Below are 25,813 nucleotides of genomic sequence, written 5' to 3' on the forward strand. Positions count from 1 at the left end.
AAGAAAAGATTATGAGCGAAGCAAAAACACACTCAATTGATATTTCAGCGATGCAGCGTAGCCAGCAAGCTTTGCGCATCGAAGACGAAACCGTTTGCCTTTCTGTTAAAGATTTGCATCTTTACTACGGGGAAAAAGAAGCGCTTAAAGGCGTGGATATGATCATCCCTGAGAAGAAGGTAACGGCTTTCATCGGTCCTTCTGGTTGTGGTAAATCAACGCTGTTGCGTTGTTTTAACCGCATGAATGACTTGGTTGATAGCTGCCGTATTACTGGTGAGATCAACCTGCATGACAGCAATATTTATGAAAAAGGCACGGATGTAGCAGAATTGCGTCGTCGTGTTGGTATGGTGTTCCAAAAGCCAAACCCGTTCCCAAAAAGTATTTACGAAAACGTAGCGTACGGCTTGCGTATTCAAGGCATTAACCAAAAGCGTGTGATTGATGAAACGGTTGAATGGGCATTGCGCTCAGCGGCTTTATGGGACGAAGTAAAAGACCGTCTACACGAAAGTGCTTTGGGTATGTCTGGTGGTCAGCAGCAGCGTTTGGTTATCGCCCGTACGGTAGCGGTAAAACCTGAAGTTTTGTTGTTGGATGAGCCAGCTTCTGCCTTGGACCCAATCTCAACATTGAAAATTGAAGAGTTGATCCACGAATTGAAAAACGATTTCACCATTGCGATCGTAACTCACAACATGCAGCAGGCTGCGCGTGTATCGGATTACACTGCCTTCATGTACATGGGTGATTTGATTGAATTTGGTGATACGAATTCTTTATTTACTAACCCAAGTAAGCAACAAACAGAAGATTACATCACAGGTCGCTACGGCTAGGCGGAGGACGGATTATGAAAGAATTAACAACGGATCATATTTCTCAGCAGTTTAATAACGAGCTAGAAATGTTACGCCAACATTTTTTGACCATGGGTGGCATTGTTGAGACTCAGGTTCAAGATGCAGTTCAAGCCTTGTTAGACGCTAACGGCGAACTAGCAGAGGAAGTCAGAGCAAAAGACGCTTCTGTTAACGAACTAGATGGCTTGATAGACGAAGAATGTACGCGCATTCTTGCTAAGCGTCAGCCTGCAGCCTCTGACTTGCGTATGATTCTGTCGATCAGTAAAGCCGTGAGTGAATTAGAGCGAATAGGTGATGAAGCGAAAAAGATCGCTAAATTGACTTCTGATTTGATCGACGGTGGTGAATCTCCACGCGGTTATGTTGAGATCAGCCGTATTGGTCAAATGGTGTCACGAATGATTCATGACTCATTGGACGCTTATGCTCGACTAGATATCGATGCGGCAATTAAAGTAGCGAAAAAAGACAGTGAAGTAGACCGTGAATACGAAGCGGCTTTGCGCTCTTTAGTGACTTATATGATGGAAGATCCACGCAGTATTTCGAGCGTGATCAATGTCATTTGGGTACTTCGTTCACTTGAGCGCATTGGTGACCATGCTCGTCACACTTGTCAGCATTTGATCTTCATGGTGAAAGGTGTCGATGTACGCCACGTGAGCGTGAATGACTTAGCCAATGAAGTAAAAGGCGCGTAATATTGCCAATCGATCTCATGCTATTGCCCTCGGCTAGCATGAGATCGATATTTTCTTAATCAATCCCTTTTCTCTGTTTCTCTCCTCTGTACAGACTTTGTTATCATCTGGCTTTGTCTTTTTTGGTGATAACCTTCATGTTTACAATAGAAGTAAATACAACCTCTTCCCTGCAAGAAACCTATCAAGAATTAAACGCTCAACTGGCGGCTTTGCTCAGCGGAGAGCGAGATTTCATCTGTAATGCCGCTCAATTTTCCGCTTTTGTCATGCAGACTGTTCCTGACCTTAACTGGTCTGGCTTTTACTTTGCTCGTGATGAAGAGTTAGTGCTTGGACCTTATATGGGCAAAGTGGCTTGTACTCGTATTCCTTTTGGTCGAGGAGTGTGTGGTGAAGCGGCGAAAACCCAAGAAACACAATGTATCGAAGATGTTCATGCTTTTGATGGACACATAGCGTGCGACGCCGCTTCTGCTTCTGAGTTGGTAGTACCTGTTATTTCACAGGGTAAGTTGATTGGCGTTTTTGATATGGATAGCCCAAAGGTCGGGCGTTTTACTGACGTTGATCAGGCGGGAATTGAATCTTTTGTGGCGACTTTTATTTCTGCAACGGATATGAACTGGAGCTTTGCAGTTTAAGCGAGTTCAGGTTGTTTCTTCTTTACTAGTCTTCGAAGTAGGCCACGAGTTCTTCTAAGGACTTGTGGTAGACAACAGACAGGTTTTCTGTGATTGGTTTAATGCCTTGTTCATCCGAGGTTTGTGATAGCTCTTCGATCATTCGGCATTGCTCTGCAAAGTCCGCCATTGCCATGCTCAAGCTGGACGACTTTAGTGAATGGCTGATGTCTTGCAGTTCTGTGAAGTTTTTAGCTTCCCACGCTGCGAACAAGTCTTCTAGTTTTTCAGCACTTTCATTGACATAAACTAAGCGTATTTCGTTAATGGTATCTTTTCCAAGTAGCTCAACAAGTGAGTCGAGATAAGAGTGGTCGATCATTTAAAGTGCCTTGTCAGAATTCATTTATTACTTAAAAAGTTGAGTTATTTTCTTTTCTATCTGGCTCTGTAGCAGCGGGAAGGACAGGGGCGTAATGTATTGCTCGCCTTGTTTAACCGCATTGATGCTGTAGCTAAGAATAGGTATTCCTTGCTTTTTCCGTTGCTCCATCATATCGAATCCATCTCTTTCTAGACAAGTTGAGTTACCTAGAATGATGGCGTCCGGCTTTTCTTTTGACGGACTGCTTCCTTCTTTGAAAAGAGTTACCTTAAGGCCGAGTGTTGCTAATTGGTTGGATAGAACCTTTGCTAAGTGTGAATCTTCTTCGATAAGAAATACATGTCTATTCACGCAAGGCTGACGGCTTGGTTCCTTCTTTGGCTTGTCGATTTGACTGAGGTCACGTTCAACATAATAGGGAATATCAACCCAGAATTCGCAGCCTTTTTTAGGTGTATTATAAAAATGAATTTCGCCATTCATGTATTTTACTAACTTATTGCATAAGGTTAAGTTCAAGCCAATTCTTCTCAATATGGATTCTTCATCTTGAGGAAGCATTGGATTCATTCTCAGATTTTCTTGTAACTGCTCAGACATTCCTAAACCTGTGTCTTTTACAGCAATTTGTAGCATTCTTGTTTCTTGCGTAGAGGCCGGCGGCGTTGTCATCAACGGAATCGCAAGAATAGAAGGACGAATCTGCACACTGATGCTGCCAGAAGGCGTATGAGTTAAGGCGTTTTGCAGCAAGCTTATAATGATCTCTTTGAAGCGATTGAAATCGATGGTGATGTCTTTTGGTAACAGCGGATCGATGTAAACAATACTTTGTAGGCCTTTTCTGGCCATTTGCGACTCAAACTGCGTCAAGCAGGCTTCGACATGCTTTTGAAGGTTGTCGGTTGTATGCAAAAGAGAAAATCTATTTGTCTCAATTTGCGCTAAGTCAGAGAACATTTCGATGCTTTGAAGCAACTGATCGCCAGCTTCTTCAATGTGCTCGGAAAGCTCGGTAGAAGATTGAGCGGAAGGCGTGTTTTTGACGGTTTGAGCAATGCCCAGAATGGCGTGGATTGGCGACCTAAGCTCCTGATGAATAAACGACAGCATGTTGGCTTTATCTTCATGAACGGCCTGCATACCTGCTTTTAGCTTATTGGTTTCTTTTAGTGATTTTTGTAACTCAATCAGAGCTTTCACCGTAAAGAAAGATAAGAGCAATAAACAGATTAATAGCGCCATAGACAAAACCTGAATGGCGCTTAGGCTGTGCTCAAAATTTTTATGGTCTTTATCTATGTATTCTGTGCTGCCTTTATTTACTAAAGAGACAAACTCATCAATCTTAGGCTGAAGGCGCTGAATACGCTCAATGATGTTGGTTAAATAAGAAGTATCACCTTGCTCTAACTTGGAAATGTTGAAGCTTAAAAGCTCTAATTCACCATTGATCAGATTAAGGTGTTTTACAACTCTACCTTCCTCAAAGTTGCGAATAAGCGAACCGATTTCGCCTTCCCTGAGTAAGTCGACTCGACTCATCAGCAAATCGTATTCAAAGAACGCATCGCCTCCTAATGGAAAAGCGCTTTCGTCCAACTCAATCAGATAATCCAATAATCGATAAGACTGTATTTGCAGTTGTAGTGCACACCAGAGTGAGCTTTCAAAGGCTCTGCGACTATTGTCTTTAGCGCTACCGTTGGTGTAGGTGATAATGCCAAATAGAGAAATAGAAATTGTGATGATAAGGGTAATGAAGGCGTACAGAACCGTTTTACGGAAGCTTGATAGCCATGCTTTTTGTTTGGGTAAAAGCACTTTTTACTCCGCGACAATAAGAGTTTTAATGCTGCTTACTTGCCAAATAGATCGACTGTAATACAGCTCTGACTTTAAGTCTTCGTTGGTATCAAAAGGGTAAATCACCATAATTGGCCCCAGATTACGAACACTCATCAGTATCCCATCTTGGTGTGTGGCAAAAATTGCCCCTTTCTCCGCGAAGTCAGAAAGCGGAATTTCCGTCATGTATTTATTTAACGCGGTGACTTGGAGTAAGTTGCCTTTATTTCCTAAAGAGTCGAGCAAATCGACCGCTGAAAAACCTTGATAAGTATGTGCCTCTTTCGTCCAAGGGTTCTTTGTTGTTATAACGTACTGAGGGAGCGCTTTTAACATAGTCATATCGAATGCCGCTTCTTGATCAACATTCGTCACGTTAATCGCTCCAGATACCGTTAAAACGACTCTATGGGAAGGTGCTTCTAACGCATAAACAGAAAGAGAGAGAAGGCAGGAAAGCAATAATAGAGAACGCGTTAACAAGCCCATGGCAAACCTTAATTCTTTACAAATGATGATTTGTCTATGATAGACAAAAAAAGAGTGCTTGTGTTGCTAATACTGGGGAGCTTAACCCTTTAAATAATACAAATACGTAAAATTTTTAAGAAATCAAAGAAAAAATAAGCCGTATTGCTTTTTTCAATACGGCTTACTTTCTTAGATTTAAAGAGAGAGTGTGTGACTAAGTAAGCTCTTCTAAGCGAGAGCAAGCGACCTGATGCACGTCAGAAAATGCACTGAGCAAAGGTTTTTTGGTCGAGCAGGTTTCGTTTGCATGAGGGCAACGTGTACGAAATACACAGCCAGATGGCGGATTAATAGGAGAGGGTAAGTCTCCAGCCAGTAGCTGAATGGTTTTGCCTCTCTCGATTTTTGGATCTGGAACCGGCACCGCCGACATCAAGGCTTTCGTGTAAGGGTGTTGAGGGTTGTCATAGAGAGACTTTTTACTGGCCAGCTCAACAGGGTTGCCCAAATACATGACCAACACTCGGTCAGAGATGTGCTTCACTACACTCAAATCGTGTGCGATGAATACCAAAGACAAGTTCATCTCTTCTTGTAACTCTTTGAGCAAGTTCACCACTTGCGCCTGAATAGACACATCCAATGCGGAAACGGGCTCATCACACACAATCAACTTGGGTTTTAAAATCAACGCGCGAGCAATCCCAATTCGCTGACATTGGCCGCCAGAAAATTCATGTGGATAACGGTTAATCACGTTGGGTAATAAGCCCACGCGGTTCATGATTTGGCGTACTTCGTTTTTGATGTCTTCTTTGGACAATTCTGGTTTAAAGGTTTTCAGTGGCTCTGCAATGATGTCGCCCACTGTCATTCTAGGATCAAGTGACGCCAGTGGATCTTGGAAAATCATTTGCAGCTCTTGGCGTTTGTCGCGCATTTGCTTTTTATCAAGGCTGGTTAAGTCTTGTCCAAGCCAAACCACATTGCCTTCTGTAATCGGCACAAGACGAAGCAGCGCTCGGGCTAGAGTAGATTTTCCGCAACCAGATTCGCCTACGACACCAAGAGTTTCCCCTTCGTAAATGGTTAAATCTACGCCATCAACGGCTTTTAGCGCTTGGCCTTTTTCCCATGGCCATGCGTTGTCTGATTTGATGTTGAAATGGACTTTTAAGTCTTTCACTGCCATTAATACGTTGTTGTTTTGTTCTGCAACGGTGTGTTCAATTGTCATGATTATGCCCAGCCTTCAGTTGTTTTATGACAAGCGCTCATTTGCCCTGAGGCAAAGGTTTCGAGGCTTGGCGCGATGTTTACACAGCGCTCTTTGGCAAATTCACAGCGCGCTTCAAAAGGGCAACCAGAAGGTAAGTTCAGCAAGTTTGGAGGATTTCCTGGAATGGTCGCCAACACACTGCCTTCGTTGTCTAAACGAGGAATGGCGTTTAACAGACCTTGTGTGTACGGGTGCGTTGGGCGATAAAACACATCTTCCGCAGAGCCATATTCCATGGTTCGCCCCGCGTACATAACGAGTACTTTGTCACACAAGCCAGCGACGACACCAAGATCATGCGTAATCATAATGATGGAGGTATTGAAGTCGTCTTTGAGCTCATTCAGTAACGTAAGAATTTGCGCCTGAACCGTCACATCTAGCGCCGTGGTTGGCTCATCTGCGATCAGCAATTTAGGTTGGCACAATAACGCCATAGCAATCATGACACGCTGACGCATGCCGCCAGAAAATTCGTGTGGATACATGTTCATGCGTTTGCGCGCTTCTGGCATTTTTACCGCGTCTAGCATGTGGACGGACGCTTCAAAGGCGTCCGCTTTGCTCATGCCTTTGTGCAGCATCAAGACTTCCATTAATTGTTTGCCGACCTTCATATAAGGGTTCAATGAGGTCATTGGGTCTTGGAAAATCATCGCGATGTCTTTTGAGCGAATGCGATTCATGGCTTTTTCGTTCAAAGATAAGATATTACTGCCTTCGAAACGCGCTTCGCCTTCTATGATGCCGTTGTTCGCGAGCAACCCCATTAACGCGAAAGCCGTTTGGCTTTTACCTGAGCCGGATTCACCAACGATGCCCAAGGTTTCTCCTTGTGCAAGGGCGAAATTTAAGTTGTTCACGGCGGTGACGAAGCCGTCTGGCGTGGCGAATTTTACTTGTAAATTGTCGACTTCCAGTAATGGCTCTGCCGTGTGTAACTCTGTGGCTAATGACATAAATCCTCCTTAGCGGTCTTTCGGGTCAAGCGCGTCTCGTAAGCCGTCGCCGAGGAAGTTAAAGCAAAACAAGGTCACCACAAGGAAGCCTAATGGCCAAGCCAGTTGCCAGATGGCGATCTCCATGTTTTGCGCGCCTTCTGAAATCAATGCGCCCCAGCTTGTCATTGGCTCTTGTACGCCAAGGCCTAAGAAGCTGATAAAAGATTCCAGCAAGATCATGTTTGGTACCAATAACGTGGCGTACACCACGACAATGCCAAGCACGTTTGGCACGATGTGACGTAAAATGATTTTTGGTGTCGACACACCACAAGCGTAAGCGGCTTCTATGTATTCTTTGTTTTTCAAACTCAACGTTTGCCCACGAACGATTCGAGCCATGTCGAGCCAAGAAATCGCGCCAATGGCGACGAAGATAAGGAATATTTGACGACCAAATAACGTCATCAAAATAATCACGAAAAACATGAAAGGAAATGAGTTTAGGATTTCTAGAAAGCGCATCATCACGCTATCAACGCGCCCGCCAAGATAACCTGATGTGGCGCCATAAAGCGTGCCAATCACAATGGCAACAAAACTGCCTAAAACACCCACCAATAAGGAAATTTGGCCTCCTTGCATGGTGCGTACGAAAATATCGCGTCCCAATGTGTCGGTGCCAAAATAGTGACCGTTTTCTATGTTCGGGCGGCCTAATACGGAAATATCAGACAGCGCTTCCCAATCGATGTCTTCGTAATGCCATTGGCTGAGGAAAGGTCCTAAGAGTGCAATCGCGGTAATCAAGGCAAGCACGATGAGGCTGACAACGGCTGCGTGGTTAGAGAAAAAGCGACGACGGGCGTCTTGCCATAAACTGCGGCCTTCTACTTCCACCACCTGTTGGGCGAATTGTTCAACGGCCTGAACTTTGTCTTTGTTGGTAATCATAATGAGGCCTTAATAACGGATTTTCGGATCGATGACGGCGTATAAAACATCGACAATGGCGTTGAAAAGAATGGTTAAGGTGCCGACCAGAATTGTCACGCCCATGACCATGGAATAATCACGGTTTAATGCGCCATTGATGAAATGTTGGCCAATCCCACCTGTGCCAAAATACACGTCTACAATCACTGAGCCGGTCACAATGCCGACAAACGCAGGCCCAAGATAAGAAATCACAGGCAACATAGCTGGGCGTAAAGCGTGTTGGAGAATAATGCGATGCTTAGGTAAGCCTTTTGCTTTTGCCGTACGAATGAAATTGGAATGCATTGTTTCAATCATGCTGCCGCGGGTGATACGGGCGATTTGGGCAATGTAGCTGGTGGACATGGCGATTACAGGCATCACCAAGTAAGGCCAAGCGCCGCCATTCCAACCGCCCGGTGGTAGCCAATGATTGTAGATAGAGAAAAATAAAATACACAAAGGAGCCAATACAAAGTTGGGTAGCACGATGCCAAGGTTGGCAAAGCCCATGACGCTGTAGTCGATCCACGAGTTTTGTCGTAAGGCGGCAATCACGCCACAGCCGACACCAATCAGCAAGGCGACAATGAATGACCAAATACCAATTTCTGCAGAAACAGGGAAACTTTGCGCGATCAACTCATTGATGGTGAAATCTTTGTATCGAAAAGAAGGGCCTAAATCGCCTTGTAATAATCCGCCTAAATAATAAAAGTATTGGTTTATAACAGGTTCATCCAAATGGTATTTGGCATTAATGTTTGCCAACACTTCGGGTGGAAGAGTGCGTTCACTGGAGAACGGACTTCCTGGTGCAGAGTGCATCAAGAAGAAAGACACTGTAATTAACACAAGCAGCGTTGGGATGGCTTCCAGCACGCGCTTTAAAATAAATGTAAACATAAAATTCTTACCGAACTAGGCGTAACGAAGACGCGCTAATATTGACGACCTATTTACTGATCAAGAAGAACCAAAGTTCTGCTTCTACCTAAAGGGCATAGGCAGAACCTTGGTTTTGTCTCCAATAAGCTGACTAAAGTGATTTAGTGCTTAATGATGTACATGTCGCGGGTGTAAATCTTATCTTCAGGGTTAGGGAAGTAACCGCCTACATAAGGTTTTACTAAACGCTTAGTCACGTATTGGTAGATAGGTGCGACCGCCATGTCTTGAGCAATGGCGATTTCTTCGGCTTTGTTGTAGTTCGCAGAAGGATCGTGGCTTGTTTTCGCTTCGTTCAATAACTTGTCGTACTCTGCGTTACTGTATTTACCGTCGTTATTACCGTGGGAGGAAGTCAATAGATCCAACATGGTAGAGGCTTCGTTGTAATCACCAATCCAACCTGCACGAGCTACATCAAATTGCTGATGTTTCTTCGTTTCGATATAGGTTTTCCACTCTTGGTTTTCCAGTGTTACGTTAACGCCCAAAGTTTTTTTCCACATGGAAGAAATGGCAATGGCAAGCTTCTTGTGGTTTTCATTGGTGTTGTAAAGCAGTTTAAAGGACAGTGGATTGTTCTTAGAAAAGCCCGCTTCTTCTAACAAGGCTTTGGCTTTTTCGTTACGCTCTTTTTGCGTCCAAGTGGCGTAATCTGGTGTCGCTGGGTTAAAACCATTGACTACTTCTGGTGTGAAAGAGTAAGCCGGAATTTCACCTGTGCCTGCAACAAACTTAGTAATGACATCTCGATCAATAGCGTAAGAAAGGGCTTTACGCACACGAACGTCATTGTAAGGCGCTTTCGTCGTGTTGAACTGGTAGTAGTAAGTGCCTAATTGAGGTGTCACAACGACTTGATCTGGTATGTCGCGAGTAAGTTGCTTGAAGTGATCGTTTGGTAGCTCGTAGCTTAGGTCCATTTGGCCTGCTTGGAAGCGTTTCAATTCTGCGTTTGGTGATTCGATCGGTAAAATAGTAATTTTATTGATGACAGTTTTGTCGTCGTTCCAATAGTTTTCATTGCGGGAAAACACCATCTTCTCGTTTACAACCCATTCGTCCATTTTATATGCGCCGTTAGAAACAATGTGCTCGGCTTTTGTCCAATCGCTTCCCCATTTCTCAATGATGGCTTTTGGCGCAGGGAACATAGTTTGGTGTGAGGTCATTTTTACAAAGTAAGGAACAGGGCGTTCAAGACTCACTTGGAAAGTGTAATCGTCGATGGCTTTTACACCTAATGTGCTTGGTTCTGCTTCGCCTGCAATGATTTTAGAAGCATTGACGATAGAAGGGATTTCGATGAACCATGCATAAGGCGAGGCGGTTTCTGGGTCAACGGCACGTGTGAAGCCGTAAACAAAATCGTGCGCGGTGACTGGGTCGCCGTTTGACCATTTCGCATCTTGGCGTAAGGTGAAAGTATAAACTGTGTTGTCTGCGTTCGCTGTGTAGCTCTTGGCAACACCTGGAACTAGATTGCCGTCGCCATCTTGGTTGTATAAACCTTCAAAAAGATCCGCTGCGCGAAGTGAACCTGGCGTGCCTTCAATTTTTTGTGGATCTAATGTTGCTGGTTCTGAGCCACCACCACGAACGATTTCTTGTACTGCAGCAAGTTGAGTGCCTGCTGGAACGTCAGCGGCTTGAGAGAAGGTTGTGAATAATGTGGTGGCCATGATGGCACTGGCAAGTAATGTTTTTTTCATTTTGTGTGTGTTCCCTATTTGAAGTGTTTTTTATGATTTAGGTGTTCTATGTGTATTCACCTGACGTTTTCATAGTTAACCAATTACCTAAAGGTCACAATCGAAATTCCGTATCAGGTTATGCGTCTAATAAAGGTCACTTTTGTTTGCCGTGATTATGTGACGAGGAGAATATGGTTTGAATACATGCCAAAATAAGTCATTTACCTTATTGAGTGATGCTTTGTGGAGGCCAGAAAGTCTCCGTGATATTCTGTGTTTTTTACTTTACTAAAAGGCAATTTGTACTTTGATTACCCAGCCCTTTAAAGCCGTAGGCGCTTTTTTAAAAGCCATTCCTTTGCTTCTCTCGAGAGATTTGAGGTTATTCATTTTGATTCCATTGTTGGCCAATTTTGCCTTAATGGGGTTGATTTACATGCTTGCGTTTAGCTACTTTCAAAGCTTGTTGGATTCGGCTATGAATTATGTGCCAGATTGGTTTTCTTTTCTGAATTGGTTGTTCTATTTGATCTTTGGTGCCGTCATCAGTGTTCTGCTTTTTTACAGTTTTTCTGTTGGCATTAATATTCTGGCCTCGCCATTTATGGCTTTTTTAGCAGAAAAAGTAGAGGAAAAAGAAACCGGTAAGACTTTTGACGAGGAGTTAACGCCAAGTGTGGTAATGAAAATCATAGGGCGTAGCTTACAAAGGGAATGTCAGAAAATTCTGTATTTCCTGCCGCGTTTTTTATTATTGCTGCTATTGTCCTTTATACCCATTGTGAATGTTATTGCGCCTGTGTTGTTGCTTTTGTTTTCTGCTTGGATGCTCGCTTTGCAGTTTATGGATTACGCCTTTGATAACAACAAGGTGAAATTTGGCGACATGAGACAAGCTCTTCGCTCCAAGCCTTTGTTGTGCTGGACTTTTGGCGGTGTTGTCATGGTTGGTTTAGCAATTCCTTTGTTGAATTTGTTTATGATGCCCATTGCGGTTGTTGCGGCAACCTTGTTGTGGGTTTCCACTTTTAGAAATGAGCATGGCGACTTTTCTGCCTTGCTAGATAAAACGAATGGAATATTGTGATGGCACTGAAAATACTAGTAGTTGATGACGCATCTTTTACGCGAGACTTGATCCGTAGAACTTTGCGCAAACAATTTCCAGCGGTTGAAATTGAAGACGCGATTAATGGCCGAAAAGCACAGCAATTATTAACCAAGATGCAATTCAATATGGTGCTGTGTGATTGGGAAATGCCTGAGATGACGGGCGTTGAGTTGCTAAGGTGGTGTCGCGAACAGCCACAATATCAAAAAGCTGATGTGCCGTTTGTCATGATTACCAGTCGTGGTGATAAAAGTCATGTTGTTGAAGCGGTACAAGCGGGCGTAACGGACTATCTTGGTAAGCCGTTTTCAGGTGAGCAATTAATCAACAAAGTAATATCTGCTGCGAAGAAGCATAAGTTGGAAGGTCGCTTAGTGTCACAACAGCCTCGCCAAGCGAGTTCTGGAAACCAAGGCGTGGCTTCCGCTTCGATTGATGTCTTAATGGGGGCAGGGAAGTCTACCCAACCTATTCAGGCTACGAAATTTACTCACCCTGACGACCCAGTTGTGACCGTGAAAGATGTGAAGCTGCCGACGATTGTTCGATTCGAGGAAAAGCAATTTCGTTGCATGGTCATTCAATTTAGCAAGCAAGAAGCCACTATGTTGATTAAAAGTGACGATGTGGTGCCTCAGGTATTAGGGCAAGCCGTGTTGGATTTGGAGCATAAAGGCGCAGTGAACCGTTTAAACTATTATGTGCAATCAGTGTCTACGACAGAGAAGAAGCATGATTCAACCTTCTTAACCGTGACCTTGAGCTTAATCGACCAAGACAAGGAAAAAGAAGACTTTATCGCACAACTGTTTAACAGCTTATAAACGGGCGTGAAGGTGTTTAGGTAATAAATAGGGAAGCAAATGGCTTCCCTATTTTTTTGTAGGCAGCTTAGCTTTCATTGCCTTTGAAAATGAGAGTCGAGACAGACTCATGTTGTGTTCGGTTGGCTGGGAAATAGCAGGAAAAAGTACTGCCATGACCTGGTTGGCTGCGGATTTGAAGCTTAGCATCGTGATGTAGCAACACATGCTTCACTATGGCTAACCCAAGGCCTGTTCCTCCAGTTTTTGAACCTCTTCCTTTGTCTACCCTAAAGAAGCGTTCAGTGAGCCTAGGAATGTGTCTAGGGTCTATTCCTAAACCAGCATCTTTTACAGAGAATACACCATTGAGATGGCTAGATTCCCATTTAATTTCCACTTCGCCGCCATCCGGTGAGTACTTGATGGCGTTTACGATTAGGTTAGAAAAAGCGCTATACAGCTCTTTGTAAGAACCGTAGACATAAGCTTCAGCAGGAATTTTGACTGAGATGATGTGCTGCTCAGTCACAATGGATTCCGCGGCACTTTGAATCGAATGCACAATGTCTAAGACTTTGTGCCACTGATTCTCTTCACGTTTTTCATCGCTTTCTAAGCGAGATAAAAGAAGCAAGTCTTCAATAAGGTGCTCCATGCGCTCAGACTGCTCAGACATGTTCACTATGCCTTTTTGCATGCTTTTCGGCAGACTGTCTTTAAACATGTCGAGGGTTTCTAAATAACCTTTAATTACAGTCAAAGGTGTCTTGAGCTCGTGAGAGGCGTTGGCGACAAAGTCTTTTCGCATTTGTTCAAGAAGATGTAAGCGAGTGACATCACGGACAAAAATAAGGTGATCGTTTTTATCGTACAGTGTTGTTTGTATTTCCAGATAAACGCCTTCTTTTGCAGGGGATTTAATAACCAGTGGTTCCCCAAAACGTTTTTGTGAGAAATAGCGGAAAAACTCCGGACTGCGAACGATGTTGGTGATTATCTGACCTCGGTCTACAGGGCGCATAAGACCAAAGAAGTGAGCTGCAGAATTGTTCCACCACTCTAAATTACCTTGGTTGTCCGCCATAATCACGCCTTCTTTTAAGGCGGTCGTCGAGCTTTCGATTCGCGTTAATGCTTGGCGCATTCGACGTTTTGATTTACGTTGCTTTTTCTGCAAACGGTAAACGGCATCAAAAACGTCTCCCCAAATGCCACTGGCTTCCGGAGGTGACGCCTTACTGGAATAGCGTAACCAGCTATGGAATTGATAAAGCTGGTACAGCTGCCAATACAAAGACCCTAAAACATACAGCAATAATACCCCTAATAACTGACCAATGATCAGGCCAATGACAATGCAAGCTGCAAGACCTGACAGCCAACTTAGTATGGTATTTCGCCAAATGTTTTTCATGCGGACCTTTTTGCTGAGAATCGGTAGCCTGTTCCTCGAACGGTTTGTATCAAGGAGTCGTGAGAGCTGCCAATGGCTTTGCGTAAACGACGAATATGAACATCAACGGTGCGTTCTTCTACATAGACATTACCACCCCAAACCTGATCTAGAAGTTGTGCTCTAGAGTAGGCGCGTTCTTGGTGTGTCATTAAGAATTTTAGCAATCTGTATTCCGTTGGCCCCATATCCAAAGGGCGAGCCCCTATTGTGACTCGTTGACTGATAGGGTCTAGCATTAGCCCTTCAATTTCAATCGGTTCATCAATGCCTTGAGGTGTTGCTCGGCGTAATACGGCTTTTAATCTCGCGACCAATTCACGAGGAGAGAAAGGTTTAGTGATGTAGTCATCCGCACCAACCTCTAAGCCTTGTATTTTGTTGTCTTCTTCACTTTTCGCCGTCAACATGATGACTGGAATTTCAGCCGTTGTGTTGTCTTTCTTCAAGCGACGAGTGAGTTCAATCCCACTGCCGCCAGGCATCATCCAATCAACAAGAATTAAATCTGGTCGATGGTCGACGATAATTTCGTGGGCTTGCTGAATATTTTCGGCTTCTAAATATTCATAGCCTGCCATTTCTAGAGCAATCGCGATCATTTCGCGTATTGAAGACTCGTCATCAATAATTAATACTTTTTTACCGGTCACAGGATCTACCCTCATCTCAGGAACGGTTTTATTAAAGCCGCCAAATGTGACAGTTTGGTTAAAATGTCACAACTTTGCCATATATTACAGAAAATAGCTTAAATTTAGACCAACGAAGAGACAAAAGCCAATGCGGTTATTGTCTAGAAATGATCGGAAGCAGGCGGCTTTATCACGGCTCCGAGCCTGCTTAAATTGCAAATAAAATAACCCTGCACAACACACAAGGGCAATAAAATACGGCCAACCTAATCCAGCCAGTAACCCGACCCAAGTTAAGAGAGACAAAGTCAGACCTTGCAGACAAAGAATGATAAGCAAGTCGTGCTCCCCAAATAAGATGGCTGTCGATTTGATGCCGACTTTGAGGTCATCTTCGCGGTCTGTCATCGCATAATAGGTATCGTATGCGATCGTCCAGAAGCAGTTGGCAACGAACAGCATCCAAAGTATAGGGTCGCTTAAGTCTCCGCCTTGAGCACTGTGCGCCATAGGTATTGCCCAAGAAAAAGCCAAACCTAGGAACAGCTGAGGTAAGTGAGTATATCGCTTCATAAAAGGATAAAGTGCAGCAAGGCCTAATCCGACAAATGACAATAAAATGGTTCGAACGTCAGTGAAAAGAACTAAAATAAAGCTTACTGTGCAAAGTACTGCGAAAAGCGCGAGAGCTTCTTTTGCAGATACGCGACCCGAAGGCAATGGTCGATTCTTGGTACGCTCAACGCTGCCATCTACTTTTCTATCGGCATAATCATTAATTACGCAGCCAGCAGAGCGCATACTAAATACGCCTAAAATGAATATAACAACGAGGTGCCAATCAGGCATACCATCAGAGGCGAGCCATAGCGCCCATAATGTTGGCCACATCAATAACAAAGACCCGATAGGGCGATCGAATCGCGTTAGCTCTAGGTAAACTTTCAATTTATTCATATAAAACCAAATGGTGATTTTAGTTGGTTGATATCATCAAAGAAGGCTTCGTTGACCAAGATTCCCGCACCGTATTGTTGGAAAACAGAACGTCTCGCCCATACGGTATTGGATTGATCTGGAAACATTTGTTTAGGCAGTTGTGTGACTTCGACACCGCTTCTAAAAAGCGCTCTGTGCTTAAATAAATATCCACCTAGCGGTTTGTTTTTAAGGTGCTTTACTTGTCGCCAATGACCTTTTAAGGACTTGGCTGGAATAATTGAACGCGCATAAATAACACTGACACCATCAACCTTTAATAAGACAGTGCGAATTCGAGCTGCTTCACGAGGGCGCAAGCCAAGCCGACGCCTTTCTCGTGCTGTTGGCGTTCCCCAAGTGTCTTCAAGTACTTCAACCGTTAGTGCTCCCAGCGTTTGTAGTTTGGCTGTCAAAGAGGCTTTGGTAATCAGCCAAGGCCAAAGAGTGGTTGGCACTTTTACCTTGTTGACCCTATGCACAGGCGCCCATCGATAGCCAAACTGCAAGGTCGCGGATTGATTCATCAAGGTCATAATAAGCTAGGCATTTATCTTGTTAATTAAAGACGCCATTTTATGCAACTCGGCTGATTTTTTGAAAACCTCTTTTTCGCAGTTTTCGACTTCTTCAAGTGTTAAGCCTATTTCATTGAGCACTTCAGGTTCAATATCGGCTTCGTGACGGAGCTGATAAGTCACGTAGAGCAGTTTGGCTAATATGGCGTGTTCTCCATAATAATGAGGCTTTTTGCTGTATCTGATGGCCATCCAAATATTGTCTGGCAAGCTCCAATAACGCAGTAGCCAAGACGCCAGTTGTTCCTTGCTAAAATGCAGTATGTGCATTTCGGTAAACTCTGCTGCCAGATGCGCGTTAGCTTCTTGGTAGCGAGATAGAATGGAAAAATGAGGTGGCAAAATAGCATTTATCGCAAGAAATCCGAAATTGTGTAGTAAGCCTGCTAAGTAAGCATGTCCAAGCTTTGGGCGATCTTTAATTGGCATCGCTTTTACTAAGGATTCCATAAGCACGGCATTTGAAACAGAATCTAACCAGAAATCTTCATAATGACGAGGCCCTTCTTCAGGCGTTTTAAAAGCGTTACCCATTGATAACCCAAGCGCTAAATTCATCACCATTTCAAAGCCGAGAACGCGAATAATGGCATCCTCTACAGACTCAATCGACCCCGGTGCTCCATAGTAAGGAGAAGACGCCCAGCTAACGACCTGTGCAGATAAACTTGGGTCTAATGCAATGACTTCGCATAGTTCGTCTGTTCCTGCGGACTTATCCGAGGAAAGTTTGATGATTCGATGGGAAGACGCGGGCAAAGGCGGAATCTCTAATGTTTCTTCCAAACGTTGCTTGAGTCGTATTGATTGAAATTTACCAAGCGCTTGAAGAATCTGCTCCTCGTCATTTTCGTGATTCTCGGTTGGTTTGTTGATCGCAGAAGTGTGAATAGAAATGCTTTCAAAGCGGTTAAGTGGGCCTGAAAACAGCTCTTTTAATTGGTTTCCTGTGATCTCTCGGTATTGTCCGCCGGCTTTGGTACGGATAAGGAAAGCTTGGTCATTTTCCAATATGCTGCTTTCTATAATCGTCATTACGCTGTTGGGTTTTATAAGAGCATCGCCCGATGGATGAAAGTGAGCCACGGGTTCCAAACGACGTTTTGTAATGCGTGATACAGCAGCTATATCGAGCATGTTGCTTTCAGGGAAAAGAACCTGCAAACGACCAGAGTGATCTGCTAAATGCACCACTCGTATTCTCTGACTTTGTTGGTGGTCTGGTAAGGCTTCCATAAAGGTTCTCGATTAAAACTATCAGACATAAAAAAGCCCCTCGTCGGGGCTTTTGCCAATATACCAGATTTTAAAACGAAGTTTCGAGTTTCGAATTAATGATTTAGGATTTGGCTTAGGAAGTTTTGAGTACGATCATGCTGAGGATTGTTGAAAAACTCATTTGGCTCATTGGCTTCAACGATTTCGCCGGCATCCATAAACACAACACGGTCGGCAACGGTTTTTGCGAAGCCCATTTCATGGGTCACACATACCATTGTCATACCTTCTTCTGCCAATTGGATCATAACGTCCAATACTTCCTTGATCATTTCAGGGTCAAGTGCAGAGGTTGGCTCATCAAACAACATGATACGAGGCTGCATACACAAGCCACGAGCAATCGCCACACGTTGCTGCTGACCACCAGAAAGCTGACCTGGGTATTTCAATGCTTGGTTAGCGATTTTTACACGCTCCAAGTAATGCATTGCCATTTCTTCAGCTTCTTTCTTTGGTGTTTTACGTACCCAAATTGGCGCCAAAGTTAGGTTTTCCAAAATGGTTAGGTGTGGAAACAGGTTGAAGTGCTGGAAAACCATACCAACATCTTTGCGGATCGCTTCGATGTTCTTCAGGTTATCGTTCATTTCAACGCCATCAACCAGAATGGTTCCTTTTTGGTGCTCTTCTAGACGGTTGATACAACGCGTCATAGTTGATTTACCTGAACCAGAAGGGCCACATACAACGATACGCTCACCCTTTTTAATGCTGAAATTGATGTTCTTTAATACGTGGAAGTCACCGTACCATTTGTTTACATCGTTAAATTCGATGATTGCTTCTTCGCCCTGCGCAAGCTGAGCACGAGCCATATTTGTATTTGACATTATATAGACCTCAAATTCTTAACTAATTTCGCTTGTGCCCAGTTTCTAACTTACGCTCGATTCTCATACTGTAGCGAGACATACCAAAACAGGCCGCCCAGTAAATGAATCCAGCAAAGGCATAACCTTCTATTGTTGTACCTAACCAGCTTGAGTCATGTGTTGCTGCTTGAATCCTACCAAGTAAGTCAAACATACCAACGATATAAACCAAGGTTGTATCTTTAAACAAACCAATAAAAGTGTTCACGATACCAGGGATAACGAGCTTCAGTGCTTGTGGCAAGATAACCAAAACCATTGACTGCCAGTAAGATAATCCCATTGCATCAGCGGCTTCATATTGACCTTTTGGAATAGCTTGCAAGCCACCACGGATTACCTCGGCCATGTAAGCGGCAGAGAACAAGGTAATGCCAATCAATACACGCATTAGCTTATTAAAGTTCATACCATCAGGTAGGAACAATGGAATCATAACGGAGGCCATGAATAAGATAGTGATCAGTGGAACCGCTCGAATGGTCTCGATAAATACAATACAAACCGACTTAGCAATCGGCATGTTTGATTGACGGCCTAAAGCCAGTAAGACACCCAGAGGAAGTGAAGCAACAATACCAATGACACCCAAAAGAGTCGTTAGGAATAAGCCACCCCATAGAGAAGTCTCAACAACTTCTAACCCAAGTACACCACCAGCAAACAAGAAGTAGGCAATGATAGGATAGACAACAATAATCCCAATGGATAAATAGAGTTTATTGACAGATTTAATGGCGAAAGCACCAACCATTACCACCAATAGAATCAAGGCAATATTAATACGCCATGTTTCTTCTGATGGGTATAACCCATACATAAACTGTTCGAAGTAAACCCCTATAAATGCCCAACAAGCACCGCCGCCAGTACAAGCTGCTTTTGATTCACCTGTCCATGTTGCATCGATAATGCCCCATTGAATAATTGGTGGAAGCAAGAGGTATAGAACATAAACACTAAACAGTGTCAGGAAAATATTAAGAGGGGACGACAATAAATTTTGACGAACCCATGCCACTGCACCGACCGAATTAACTGGTGGTGGGAGGCTTGGTGATGGTTTAAATATAATAGCCATGATTAGCCTCCTAGCGCTCTACTAATGACATTTTTTTGTTATACCAGTTCATGAACATAGAGATAGATAAACTCAATGAACCGTAAACAAGCATACAAAGACCAATGGTTTCTATCGCTTGACCTGTTTGGTTTAGCGTCGTACCCATAACAACAGCAACCAGTTCAGGGTAGGCAATAGCAGCACCTAACGAAGAGTTTTTCGCTAAGTTTAAATATTGGCTAGTTAATGGTGGGATGATAACGCGCAATGCTTGAGGCAATACAATTAAACGCTGAGTCAAATTGTCTTTTAAGCCTAAAGATCTTGCCGCTTCTGTTTGTCCCCAGTTAACAGACAAAATACCTGCACGGACGATTTCAGCAATGAAAGAGCCAGTGTAGGTGGATAAAGCCACAAGAACAGCGACAAACTCAGGAGGTAGAACCATACCGCCTGTGATATTGAAGCGACTCTTTTGTGGTAAATCGAACTCTATTGGAAAGCCTGCAATAGCAAGGGATAAAAAGGTAATCCCGATAATCAATCCTAAAGAAGTCCAGTAGGCTGGAAACCAAACGCCCGTTTTAGTTTGACGCTTCTTAGCCCAGATAATCACGGCGATAGAAGCAACGATAGACAAAATAAAGCCAGCGATTACAAGACCGAAGCCATCTTGAAAAATAGGGTTAGGAGAGTAAATACCGCGCTTATTTAATAGGAAGTCTGCAAACTCATAACTATTACGAGGTGCAGGTAGCGCCGCTAGTACCGCAAAGTACCAAAAGAACATTTGCAGTAGTAATGGAATATTACGCAAGGTTTCAACATAGACAGTTGCTAAACGTGCGACTAGCCAGTTTTTCGACAGTCGGGCAACACCCATGATGACACCAATGACAGTTGCTAACACAATCCCCATTAGGGAAATAACAACAGTGTTGATTAAAGCAACAACAAACGCACGACCATAAGAGTTTGCTTCTGTGTACTCAATCAAATGAATAAGGATGGGAAATCCGGCTGGCTGATTTAGAAATGTAAAACCAGTGGAAATACCTTGATTAGCTAGGTTGGCTTGTAAGTTACTGAATAGGTAATAACCTACGAAAACGACCACGGCTAGAAGCACTATTTGAAAGATCAAGGCACGGGTGCCTGCATCATGCAAAAGGCTTTTGTTACTTGAAGTTGTTTTATCGCTCATCTTAGTTCAGGCAAATGGAATGCTCGTCAGATGTGTAAGAAAGGGGGAGAAATTCAGCGGCGATGAAAGATCGCCGCTGAATAAATACCCGAAGCAGGTTGCTCTAGGTATTAATAATTAACGTACTGGTGGCGCGTACATTACACCGCCTTCAGTCCATAGGTTGTTAATACCACGTGGAAGACCAACTGGAGTAGATGGACCAACGTTACGTTCGAATACTTCACCGTAGTTACCTACTTGTGAAATAACGTTGTAAGCCCAGTCTGCAGGAAGACCAAGTTGAGCACCCATATCACCTTCAGAACCTAGAAGACGCTTGATGCCTGGATCGTTTGTTTCACTTTTGATTTTAGAAACGTTTTCAGAAGTGATACCCATTTCTTCAGCGTTAACCTGAACGAACATTGCCCAAGTTACGATATCTTTCCACTGGTTGTCGCCGTGACGAACAACAGGGCCTAGAGGCTCTTTAGAAATAGTTTCTGGAAGAATCATGTGAGCGCTTGGATCTGCAAGCTTAGAACGGTGAGCAGCAAGACCTGATTTATCTGTAGTGAATACATCACAACGGCCAGAAGCGTAAGCAGCTAGTGCTTCGTCTGCTTTTTGAACAACAACAGGAACGTAAGACAATTTGTGCTTACGGAAGAAGTCAGCCATGTTCAATTCAGTTGTAGTACCTTGCTCAGTACATACTGTTGCACCATCAAGATCCAAAGCAGACTCAACGCCTAGATCTTTACGAGCCATGAAACCTTGACCGTCATAGAAGTTAACAGCTGTGAAGTCTAAACCTAGAGATGAATCACGAGTGTAAGTCCAAGTCGTGTTACGAGCTAGAACGTCGATCTCACCAGATTGTAGAGCTGTAAAACGCTCTTTAGCAGATAGAGGAGTGAATTTTACTTTTTGAGCATCACCAAAAATGGCTGCAGCTGCTGCACGACAAGCGTCAACATCGATACCAGTCCAGTTACCTTCAGAATCTGCGTTGGAGAAGCCTGGAACACCTTGGCTAACACCACATTGGATAAAGCCTTTAGATTTAACGTCATCTAGTGTAGCTGCAGTCGCTGCTGTGCTTAGAGTCGCTGCAACAGCTGCAGTAGATAGTATTTTACTAACATTCGATTTCATTATATTAAGCCTCCCGGGCATTTTTTTACATATGTTGTTATATTGCTGAACTTAACGTCAGATTTATATTATCTGTAGTGTTTATTAAGCAAACTTAGTGCCAACATTCTATTCTTCTTATTGTCAGATATATGTAGATGATTCCTCTACAAAGGACACTACATGCATCTATAGAATTACTCTTTTTCGCCATAGTCAAGCAGAAAAAATTATATGCTACACGTAATCTGCACTTTTTTTGCGTATTTCTGAATGTAATTCTTATGTCTTTGATATTTATTTTTTCTGTAAAGCGTTAGTTTTCGGGGGATTAGGCTAATCGCTTAATTATTGTTCACAAGTGGTGCGAGATTTTTTTTTAAATGTTCCATTTTGTAGCAGAGACGACTTTTTGCTTAATTCTGGTGCTTGTTTTTGGATTTATTGCTATACCCTTACTAAATATATTGAATAAAGCTCTTTCCATAATTTGCAATCTGCATGATAGACTTAGGCATTAATTGAAGCTACGTTACGTAAGGAGATCCGTGTCAAATGGATAACTCAGTAAAACCACTCGATCGCTTAGACAAAAAAATACTTCGTGAATTACAGATAAATGGCCGTTTATCGAATGTAGAACTAGCGAGCCGTGTTGGGTTGAGTGCCACTCCTTGTTTGGAACGTGTTCGCCGTTTAGAGCGAACAGGTTACATTACGGGTTATTGTGCTTTGGTAAATCCGAAAAAGGTGGATGCTGGTTTGTTGGTCTTTGTTGAAATTAGACTGAAAACAACCTCCCCTGAAGGCTTTAATGAATTTAAAACAGCGGTTGCTGAAATTCCAGAGATTTTAGAATGTCACTTGATCGCGGGCGACTTTGAATATCTTTTAAAAGCACGCGTTTCAAATATGGACTCCTACCGTTTACTTTTAGGTGAAACATTGCTGACTCTGCCTCACGTTCGCGAGTCTCGAACTTATGTCGCAATGGAAGAAGTGAAAAGCACGACGGTTGTAAATATCCCATAATCCTGCCTGCGTGCTTTGCATTTCCTTAAACCTTTTAGCTTGAGAGCTGTTCTAGTAGTTTTTTCAGCATTTTTGGCCCCATTCCTTTGACGTTAATAATCGCTCTTTCAGATTGAAAAGGGCGCTCTGTAATAATCCTCTCTAGTGCTTTTTTGGGAATCCCTTTTACCGCTCTTAATTCTGCTTTTTTTATTTTATTGATAAGGCAATGTCCGTCGCCTGAATCTACAAACTTGGAGTGGGTAATGGATTCTTTTGGAGAGGTTATTTGAGGTTCTATTGTGTTAGTTTCATGCTCACTGCTGTAGGCATCTGCTGCATCAGACATGGCTTGGGTCTGATAGAGGAAGTCGAAAAACACTTCATCAATCAGTGCGTACTCTAAACCATCCCATTCCCTTAATTGTAATGAGAGCTGCCAAGTTCCCGTGGGAGGATGTTGAAAGAGCAGGTCGTAATAGCAGTCGCTCAGGAAGTGTTGCCCTCTTAATTCTCCTATCGTTGTGGAAGCTAGAAGTACGCTTTGAGATTCTCTGTTTTGTTGGTTCTGGGCACTAAAGGCGATTTGAATTGTGCCGCTCATGTTCAGTTCATCTCTATTGCTTCCAATAAAGTCTGCAGAAATCATCACTCGGTCGTTTTCTATTTTGTAACCGCATCCTTGTATTGATAATTCTGCACCTTGATTTGCTTGTTCTAAAAAAGACATACCAGCTCCTTGAGATGAATTGGCTTGAACAGAATGTAAGAAACTACCCAGTTCGATAGATTTTATGGGGATATCTTGAACATATCTAAGCAAATATAAAGCCAATAGCGACAGGGCTAGCGATGGGGAAAGGTGTGTATTTCAGAGTGAGTGTTATACGTTTAAATACTGGTCATGATTGGGTAGCCACCTCGACAGAAGTGGGGAAATACTTTCAGGATATTGAGCATATAGAATCGAAGCGGCACGTTGCACATCATCTAATAGACTCTTGTCTCTTTGCAAATCCGCTACTTTGAACTCCCACAAGCCAGTTTGTCTCGTGCCTAGAAGTTCTCCTGGTCCACGTAATTCAAGGTCTTTCTCAGCAATTTTGAATCCATCACTGGTTTCTCGCATAGTAGAAAGGCGCTCTTTCCCTTGCTGTCCTAATGGTGATTTATAGAGCAGAACACAATGGCTGGCGGCCTGGCCTCGGCCCACACGCCCTCGTAATTGATGAAGTTGCGCCAAGCCCAGACGCTCAGGGTTTTCTATGACCATTAAGCTCGAGTTTGGAACATCAACACCCACTTCAATGACAGTGGTTGCCACCAAAAGCTGAATCTCACCTGCTTTGAACTTGGCCATAATATCGGCCTTTTCTTGTGCTTTTAGTCTTCCGTGCACCAAACCAATGGACAAGCCTTGTAATTGCTCTTGCAGTAAGAGCGCTGTGTCCTCGGCTGCTTGGCATTGCAGGGCTTCTGACTCTTCGATCAAAGTACAGACCCAATAAGCTTGTTTGCCTTGCTCGCAGCCACTTTTCACTCGATCGATGACTTCTTGTCGGCGTTGGTCTGACACCACAATCGTGTTTACAGGTGTTCGTCCTGGCGGTAATTCATCGATGATTGAGCAATCCAAATCCGCATAAGCAGACATGGCTAATGTGCGAGGAATGGGCGTTGCCGTCATGATTAACTGATGAGGCTGAAATCCGTGTTTCATACCTTTTTCTCGCAATGCCATTCGTTGATGAACACCAAAGCGATGTTGTTCATCAATAATTGCTAAGGCTAAACGATCGAACTCAACAGTGTCTTGAAAGAGAGCATGGGTTCCAACAACAATTTGTGCTTCGCCAGAGGCAATATCTGCCAGCTCTTTTTCCCGCGCCTTTCCTTTTAGTTTGCCAATCATCCATGCCACTTTTAAACCTAAAGGCTCAAACCATTGGGAGAAGTTTATGTAATGCTGTTCTGCGAGGATTTCGGTTGGCGCCATAATGGCAACTTGATAACCGGCTTGCACGACGGAGGCGGCAGCTAAGGCTGCTACTAAAGTTTTGCCCGAACCTACGTCCCCTTGAACCAAGCGTAACATTGGATGGCCAGTATTTAAGTCCGCCAGTATTTCGTGAAAAACGCGTTGTTGGGCATTGGTTGGTGAAAAAGGCAGTTGATTCAAAAGAGCTTGGCTTAGTTCACCTGCATTTGGCACCTTGATTGAAACGTCTTGCTTTGCCTTGATACGTTTGCCGATGAGCGAGAGTTGATGCGCCATGAGTTCTTCAAAAGACAAACGATATTGAGCTGGATGAGAGCCGGAGCGTAGTTGTTCTAAGTCAGCTTCACGAGACGGATGATGCAGAAACAAGATTGCATCGCTCAATGGTGGCAAACTGAATTGTGAACGAATTTCTTCAGGAAGCCATTCTCGTAAATTGTAAGGCGTTAGGCGTTCTAACGCTTGCTCACAGAGTTGGCGGATCTTGGTTTGGGTCAAGCCTTCCGTAAGAGGGTAAATAGGCGTGAGCTGCGCGGACTCTTCCTGTGTTTCATCATCACCAATGACTTTGTATTCAGGGTGATAGATTTCAAAACCAGTGCTTCCTCTGCGAATTTCACCAAAGCAGCGAATGCGTTTGCCTGTCTCAAGCTGTTTTTTTTGCGCCGCAGAAAAGTGGAAAAAGCGTAAGCAAAGCGTGCCGGTGTGATCTTTGATCCGACAGAGCAAACTACGGCGTTTGCCCATTTTGATTTCGCAGCCAGTCATTTGGCCTTCGATAACGGCTTCGTCGCCAAAACGTAAATGGCCGATTGGCACCACACGGGTTCTGTCTTGGTAACGAATAGGCAAGTGGAACAGTAAATCCTGTACTGTGTGCAGATGCAATTTAGCCAGCTTTTCGGCCATTGCATCTCCCACTCCTTTTAGTTCTCGCACATCCTGTGCATCTAAACCGTCAATCAT

At 43.6% G+C, this 25,813-nt stretch carries 25 protein-coding genes; 6 read left to right on the forward strand and 19 right to left on the reverse strand.

The window, feature by feature from the left end; all coding sequences use genetic code 11:
- Positions 1-11: 11 nt before the first annotated feature.
- The 3 genes from pstB to AC0L46_RS08590 all read left to right on the forward strand — a co-directional run bounded on the left by pstB (position 12) and on the right by AC0L46_RS08590 (position 2,214).
- A complete protein-coding gene (gene pstB / locus AC0L46_RS08580) occupies positions 12-842 on the forward strand; it encodes a phosphate ABC transporter ATP-binding protein PstB (protein WP_317005526.1) in 831 nt (276 codons plus the stop codon).
- 14 nt (positions 843-856) lie between these two features.
- On the forward strand, positions 857-1,570 hold the full coding sequence (phoU, locus tag AC0L46_RS08585) for a phosphate signaling complex protein PhoU (protein ID WP_473502942.1): 714 nt from the start codon (positions 857-859) through the stop codon (positions 1,568-1,570).
- A 137-nt stretch (positions 1,571-1,707) separates the two neighbouring features.
- Complete coding sequence (locus tag AC0L46_RS08590) at positions 1,708-2,214, forward strand: GAF domain-containing protein (RefSeq protein ID WP_473502944.1); 507 nt, start codon at positions 1,708-1,710, stop codon at positions 2,212-2,214.
- Between the two features lie 25 nt (positions 2,215-2,239).
- On the opposite strand, the gene AC0L46_RS08595 is transcribed toward AC0L46_RS08590, so the two are convergent.
- The 8 genes from AC0L46_RS08595 to AC0L46_RS08630 all read right to left on the reverse strand — a co-directional run bounded on the left by AC0L46_RS08595 (position 2,240) and on the right by AC0L46_RS08630 (position 10,755).
- A complete protein-coding gene (locus AC0L46_RS08595) occupies positions 2,240-2,575 on the reverse strand; it encodes an Hpt domain-containing protein (RefSeq protein WP_473502945.1) in 336 nt (111 codons plus the stop codon).
- A 27-nt stretch (positions 2,576-2,602) separates the two neighbouring features.
- A complete protein-coding gene (locus AC0L46_RS08600; RefSeq protein WP_473502946.1) occupies positions 2,603-4,402 on the reverse strand; it encodes a sensor histidine kinase in 1,800 nt (599 codons plus the stop codon).
- 3 nt (positions 4,403-4,405) lie between these two features.
- Complete coding sequence (locus tag AC0L46_RS08605) at positions 4,406-4,915, reverse strand: putative pterin-binding protein (RefSeq protein ID WP_473502948.1); 510 nt, start codon at positions 4,913-4,915, stop codon at positions 4,406-4,408.
- 196 nt (positions 4,916-5,111) lie between these two features.
- Positions 5,112-6,134: a murein tripeptide/oligopeptide ABC transporter ATP binding protein OppF gene (oppF, locus tag AC0L46_RS08610; RefSeq protein WP_473502950.1), complete on the reverse strand. Its 1,023-nt coding sequence runs from the start codon at positions 6,132-6,134 to the stop codon at positions 5,112-5,114.
- 2 nt (positions 6,135-6,136) lie between these two features.
- A complete protein-coding gene (gene oppD / locus AC0L46_RS08615) occupies positions 6,137-7,135 on the reverse strand; it encodes an oligopeptide ABC transporter ATP-binding protein OppD (protein WP_473502952.1) in 999 nt (332 codons plus the stop codon).
- 9 nt (positions 7,136-7,144) lie between these two features.
- A complete protein-coding gene (oppC, locus tag AC0L46_RS08620) occupies positions 7,145-8,071 on the reverse strand; it encodes an oligopeptide ABC transporter permease OppC (protein ID WP_473502954.1) in 927 nt (308 codons plus the stop codon).
- Positions 8,072-8,080: 9 nt separating this feature from the next.
- Positions 8,081-9,001 carry an oligopeptide ABC transporter permease OppB gene (oppB, locus tag AC0L46_RS08625; protein ID WP_473502956.1) on the reverse strand — a complete coding sequence of 307 codons (921 nt, stop codon included), beginning with the start codon at positions 8,999-9,001 and terminating at the stop codon, positions 8,081-8,083.
- Positions 9,002-9,144: 143 nt separating this feature from the next.
- The gene (locus tag AC0L46_RS08630) at positions 9,145-10,755 is read right to left on the reverse strand and encodes a peptide ABC transporter substrate-binding protein (RefSeq protein WP_473502958.1); all 1,611 of its coding nucleotides are present in this window, start codon (positions 10,753-10,755) and stop codon (positions 9,145-9,147) included.
- Between the two features lie 340 nt (positions 10,756-11,095).
- Here AC0L46_RS08630 and cysZ point away from each other — a divergent pair, with 340 nt between their 5' ends.
- Both cysZ and AC0L46_RS08640 read left to right on the forward strand, forming a co-directional pair.
- Entirely contained in the window at positions 11,096-11,824 is a 729-nt protein-coding gene (gene cysZ, locus AC0L46_RS08635) for a sulfate transporter CysZ (protein WP_473507125.1), read from the forward strand.
- Positions 11,824-12,672 carry a response regulator gene (locus AC0L46_RS08640; RefSeq protein ID WP_414682132.1) on the forward strand — a complete coding sequence of 283 codons (849 nt, stop codon included), beginning with the start codon at positions 11,824-11,826 and terminating at the stop codon, positions 12,670-12,672. Before cysZ ends, AC0L46_RS08640 begins: the two co-directional genes overlap by 1 nt.
- A 67-nt stretch (positions 12,673-12,739) precedes the next feature.
- Here the strand turns inward: AC0L46_RS08640 and phoR are convergent, their stop codons facing one another.
- The 9 genes from phoR to AC0L46_RS08685 all read right to left on the reverse strand — a co-directional run bounded on the left by phoR (position 12,740) and on the right by AC0L46_RS08685 (position 21,858).
- On the reverse strand, positions 12,740-14,068 hold the full coding sequence (gene phoR, locus AC0L46_RS08645; protein ID WP_473502960.1) for a phosphate regulon sensor histidine kinase PhoR: 1,329 nt from the start codon (positions 14,066-14,068) through the stop codon (positions 12,740-12,742).
- Positions 14,065-14,760 carry a phosphate regulon transcriptional regulator PhoB gene (gene phoB, locus AC0L46_RS08650; protein ID WP_347983615.1) on the reverse strand — a complete coding sequence of 232 codons (696 nt, stop codon included), beginning with the start codon at positions 14,758-14,760 and terminating at the stop codon, positions 14,065-14,067. Before phoB ends, phoR begins: the two co-directional genes overlap by 4 nt.
- A gap of 84 nt (positions 14,761-14,844) precedes the next feature.
- On the reverse strand, positions 14,845-15,699 hold the full coding sequence (gene ubiA, locus AC0L46_RS08655) for a 4-hydroxybenzoate octaprenyltransferase (RefSeq protein ID WP_473502962.1): 855 nt from the start codon (positions 15,697-15,699) through the stop codon (positions 14,845-14,847).
- Complete coding sequence (locus AC0L46_RS08660; protein ID WP_473502964.1) at positions 15,696-16,247, reverse strand: chorismate--pyruvate lyase family protein; 552 nt, start codon at positions 16,245-16,247, stop codon at positions 15,696-15,698. The genes ubiA and AC0L46_RS08660 overlap by 4 nt, the downstream gene beginning before the upstream one ends.
- Before the next feature lie 15 nt (positions 16,248-16,262).
- On the reverse strand, positions 16,263-17,534 hold the full coding sequence (locus AC0L46_RS08665; protein ID WP_473502966.1) for an HDOD domain-containing protein: 1,272 nt from the start codon (positions 17,532-17,534) through the stop codon (positions 16,263-16,265).
- Between the two features lie 95 nt (positions 17,535-17,629).
- Entirely contained in the window at positions 17,630-18,409 is a 780-nt protein-coding gene (locus AC0L46_RS08670; protein ID WP_347983611.1) for an amino acid ABC transporter ATP-binding protein, read from the reverse strand.
- A gap of 22 nt (positions 18,410-18,431) precedes the next feature.
- On the reverse strand, positions 18,432-19,532 hold the full coding sequence (locus AC0L46_RS08675; RefSeq protein WP_414682137.1) for an amino acid ABC transporter permease: 1,101 nt from the start codon (positions 19,530-19,532) through the stop codon (positions 18,432-18,434).
- A gap of 10 nt (positions 19,533-19,542) precedes the next feature.
- The gene (locus tag AC0L46_RS08680) at positions 19,543-20,718 is read right to left on the reverse strand and encodes an amino acid ABC transporter permease (protein ID WP_473502968.1); all 1,176 of its coding nucleotides are present in this window, start codon (positions 20,716-20,718) and stop codon (positions 19,543-19,545) included.
- A 117-nt stretch (positions 20,719-20,835) separates the two neighbouring features.
- Entirely contained in the window at positions 20,836-21,858 is a 1,023-nt protein-coding gene (locus AC0L46_RS08685) for an amino acid ABC transporter substrate-binding protein (RefSeq protein WP_414682139.1), read from the reverse strand.
- Positions 21,859-22,392: 534 nt separating this feature from the next.
- Between AC0L46_RS08685 and lrp the strand changes: the two genes are divergently transcribed.
- A complete protein-coding gene (lrp, locus tag AC0L46_RS08690) occupies positions 22,393-22,869 on the forward strand; it encodes a leucine-responsive transcriptional regulator Lrp (RefSeq protein WP_317005503.1) in 477 nt (158 codons plus the stop codon).
- Positions 22,870-22,903: 34 nt separating this feature from the next.
- On the opposite strand, the gene AC0L46_RS08695 is transcribed toward lrp, so the two are convergent.
- On the reverse strand, positions 22,904-23,578 hold the full coding sequence (locus tag AC0L46_RS08695; protein WP_473502971.1) for a ComEA family DNA-binding protein: 675 nt from the start codon (positions 23,576-23,578) through the stop codon (positions 22,904-22,906).
- A 153-nt stretch (positions 23,579-23,731) separates the two neighbouring features.
- Positions 23,732-25,813: an ATP-dependent DNA helicase RecG gene (recG, locus tag AC0L46_RS08700; RefSeq protein ID WP_473502973.1), complete on the reverse strand. Its 2,082-nt coding sequence runs from the start codon at positions 25,811-25,813 to the stop codon at positions 23,732-23,734.

The sequence above is a fragment of the Marinomonas sp. 15G6-16 genome, assembly GCF_055809555.1.

Coding starts and splice junctions, on each gene's coding strand:
- AC0L46_RS08685 (WP_414682139.1), bottom strand. CDS start 21,858: ATGAAATCGAATGTTAGTAAAATACTATCTACTGCAGCTGTTGCAGCG.
- oppB (WP_473502956.1), bottom strand. CDS start 9,001: ATGTTTACATTTATTTTAAAGCGCGTGCTGGAAGCCATCCCAACGCTG.
- oppD (WP_473502952.1), bottom strand. CDS start 7,135: ATGTCATTAGCCACAGAGTTACACACGGCAGAGCCATTACTGGAAGTC.
- AC0L46_RS08590 (WP_473502944.1), top strand. CDS start 1,708: ATGTTTACAATAGAAGTAAATACAACCTCTTCCCTGCAAGAAACCTAT.
- AC0L46_RS08630 (WP_473502958.1), bottom strand. CDS start 10,755: ATGAAAAAAACATTACTTGCCAGTGCCATCATGGCCACCACATTATTC.
- AC0L46_RS08595 (WP_473502945.1), bottom strand. CDS start 2,575: ATGATCGACCACTCTTATCTCGACTCACTTGTTGAGCTACTTGGAAAA.
- recG (WP_473502973.1), bottom strand. CDS start 25,813: ATGATTGACGGTTTAGATGCACAGGATGTGCGAGAACTAAAAGGAGTG.
- AC0L46_RS08665 (WP_473502966.1), bottom strand. CDS start 17,534: ATGGAAGCCTTACCAGACCACCAACAAAGTCAGAGAATACGAGTGGTG.
- AC0L46_RS08605 (WP_473502948.1), bottom strand. CDS start 4,915: ATGGGCTTGTTAACGCGTTCTCTATTATTGCTTTCCTGCCTTCTCTCT.
- AC0L46_RS08680 (WP_473502968.1), bottom strand. CDS start 20,718: ATGAGCGATAAAACAACTTCAAGTAACAAAAGCCTTTTGCATGATGCA.
- AC0L46_RS08670 (WP_347983611.1), bottom strand. CDS start 18,409: ATGTCAAATACAAATATGGCTCGTGCTCAGCTTGCGCAGGGCGAAGAA.
- ubiA (WP_473502962.1), bottom strand. CDS start 15,699: ATGAATAAATTGAAAGTTTACCTAGAGCTAACGCGATTCGATCGCCCT.
- AC0L46_RS08695 (WP_473502971.1), bottom strand. CDS start 23,578: ATGTCTTTTTTAGAACAAGCAAATCAAGGTGCAGAATTATCAATACAA.
- AC0L46_RS08640 (WP_414682132.1), top strand. CDS start 11,824: ATGGCACTGAAAATACTAGTAGTTGATGACGCATCTTTTACGCGAGAC.
- oppC (WP_473502954.1), bottom strand. CDS start 8,071: ATGATTACCAACAAAGACAAAGTTCAGGCCGTTGAACAATTCGCCCAA.
- oppF (WP_473502950.1), bottom strand. CDS start 6,134: ATGACAATTGAACACACCGTTGCAGAACAAAACAACAACGTATTAATG.
- phoR (WP_473502960.1), bottom strand. CDS start 14,068: ATGAAAAACATTTGGCGAAATACCATACTAAGTTGGCTGTCAGGTCTT.
- AC0L46_RS08675 (WP_414682137.1), bottom strand. CDS start 19,532: ATGGCTATTATATTTAAACCATCACCAAGCCTCCCACCACCAGTTAAT.
- lrp (WP_317005503.1), top strand. CDS start 22,393: ATGGATAACTCAGTAAAACCACTCGATCGCTTAGACAAAAAAATACTT.
- phoU (WP_473502942.1), top strand. CDS start 857: ATGAAAGAATTAACAACGGATCATATTTCTCAGCAGTTTAATAACGAG.
- pstB (WP_317005526.1), top strand. CDS start 12: ATGAGCGAAGCAAAAACACACTCAATTGATATTTCAGCGATGCAGCGT.
- AC0L46_RS08660 (WP_473502964.1), bottom strand. CDS start 16,247: ATGAATCAATCCGCGACCTTGCAGTTTGGCTATCGATGGGCGCCTGTG.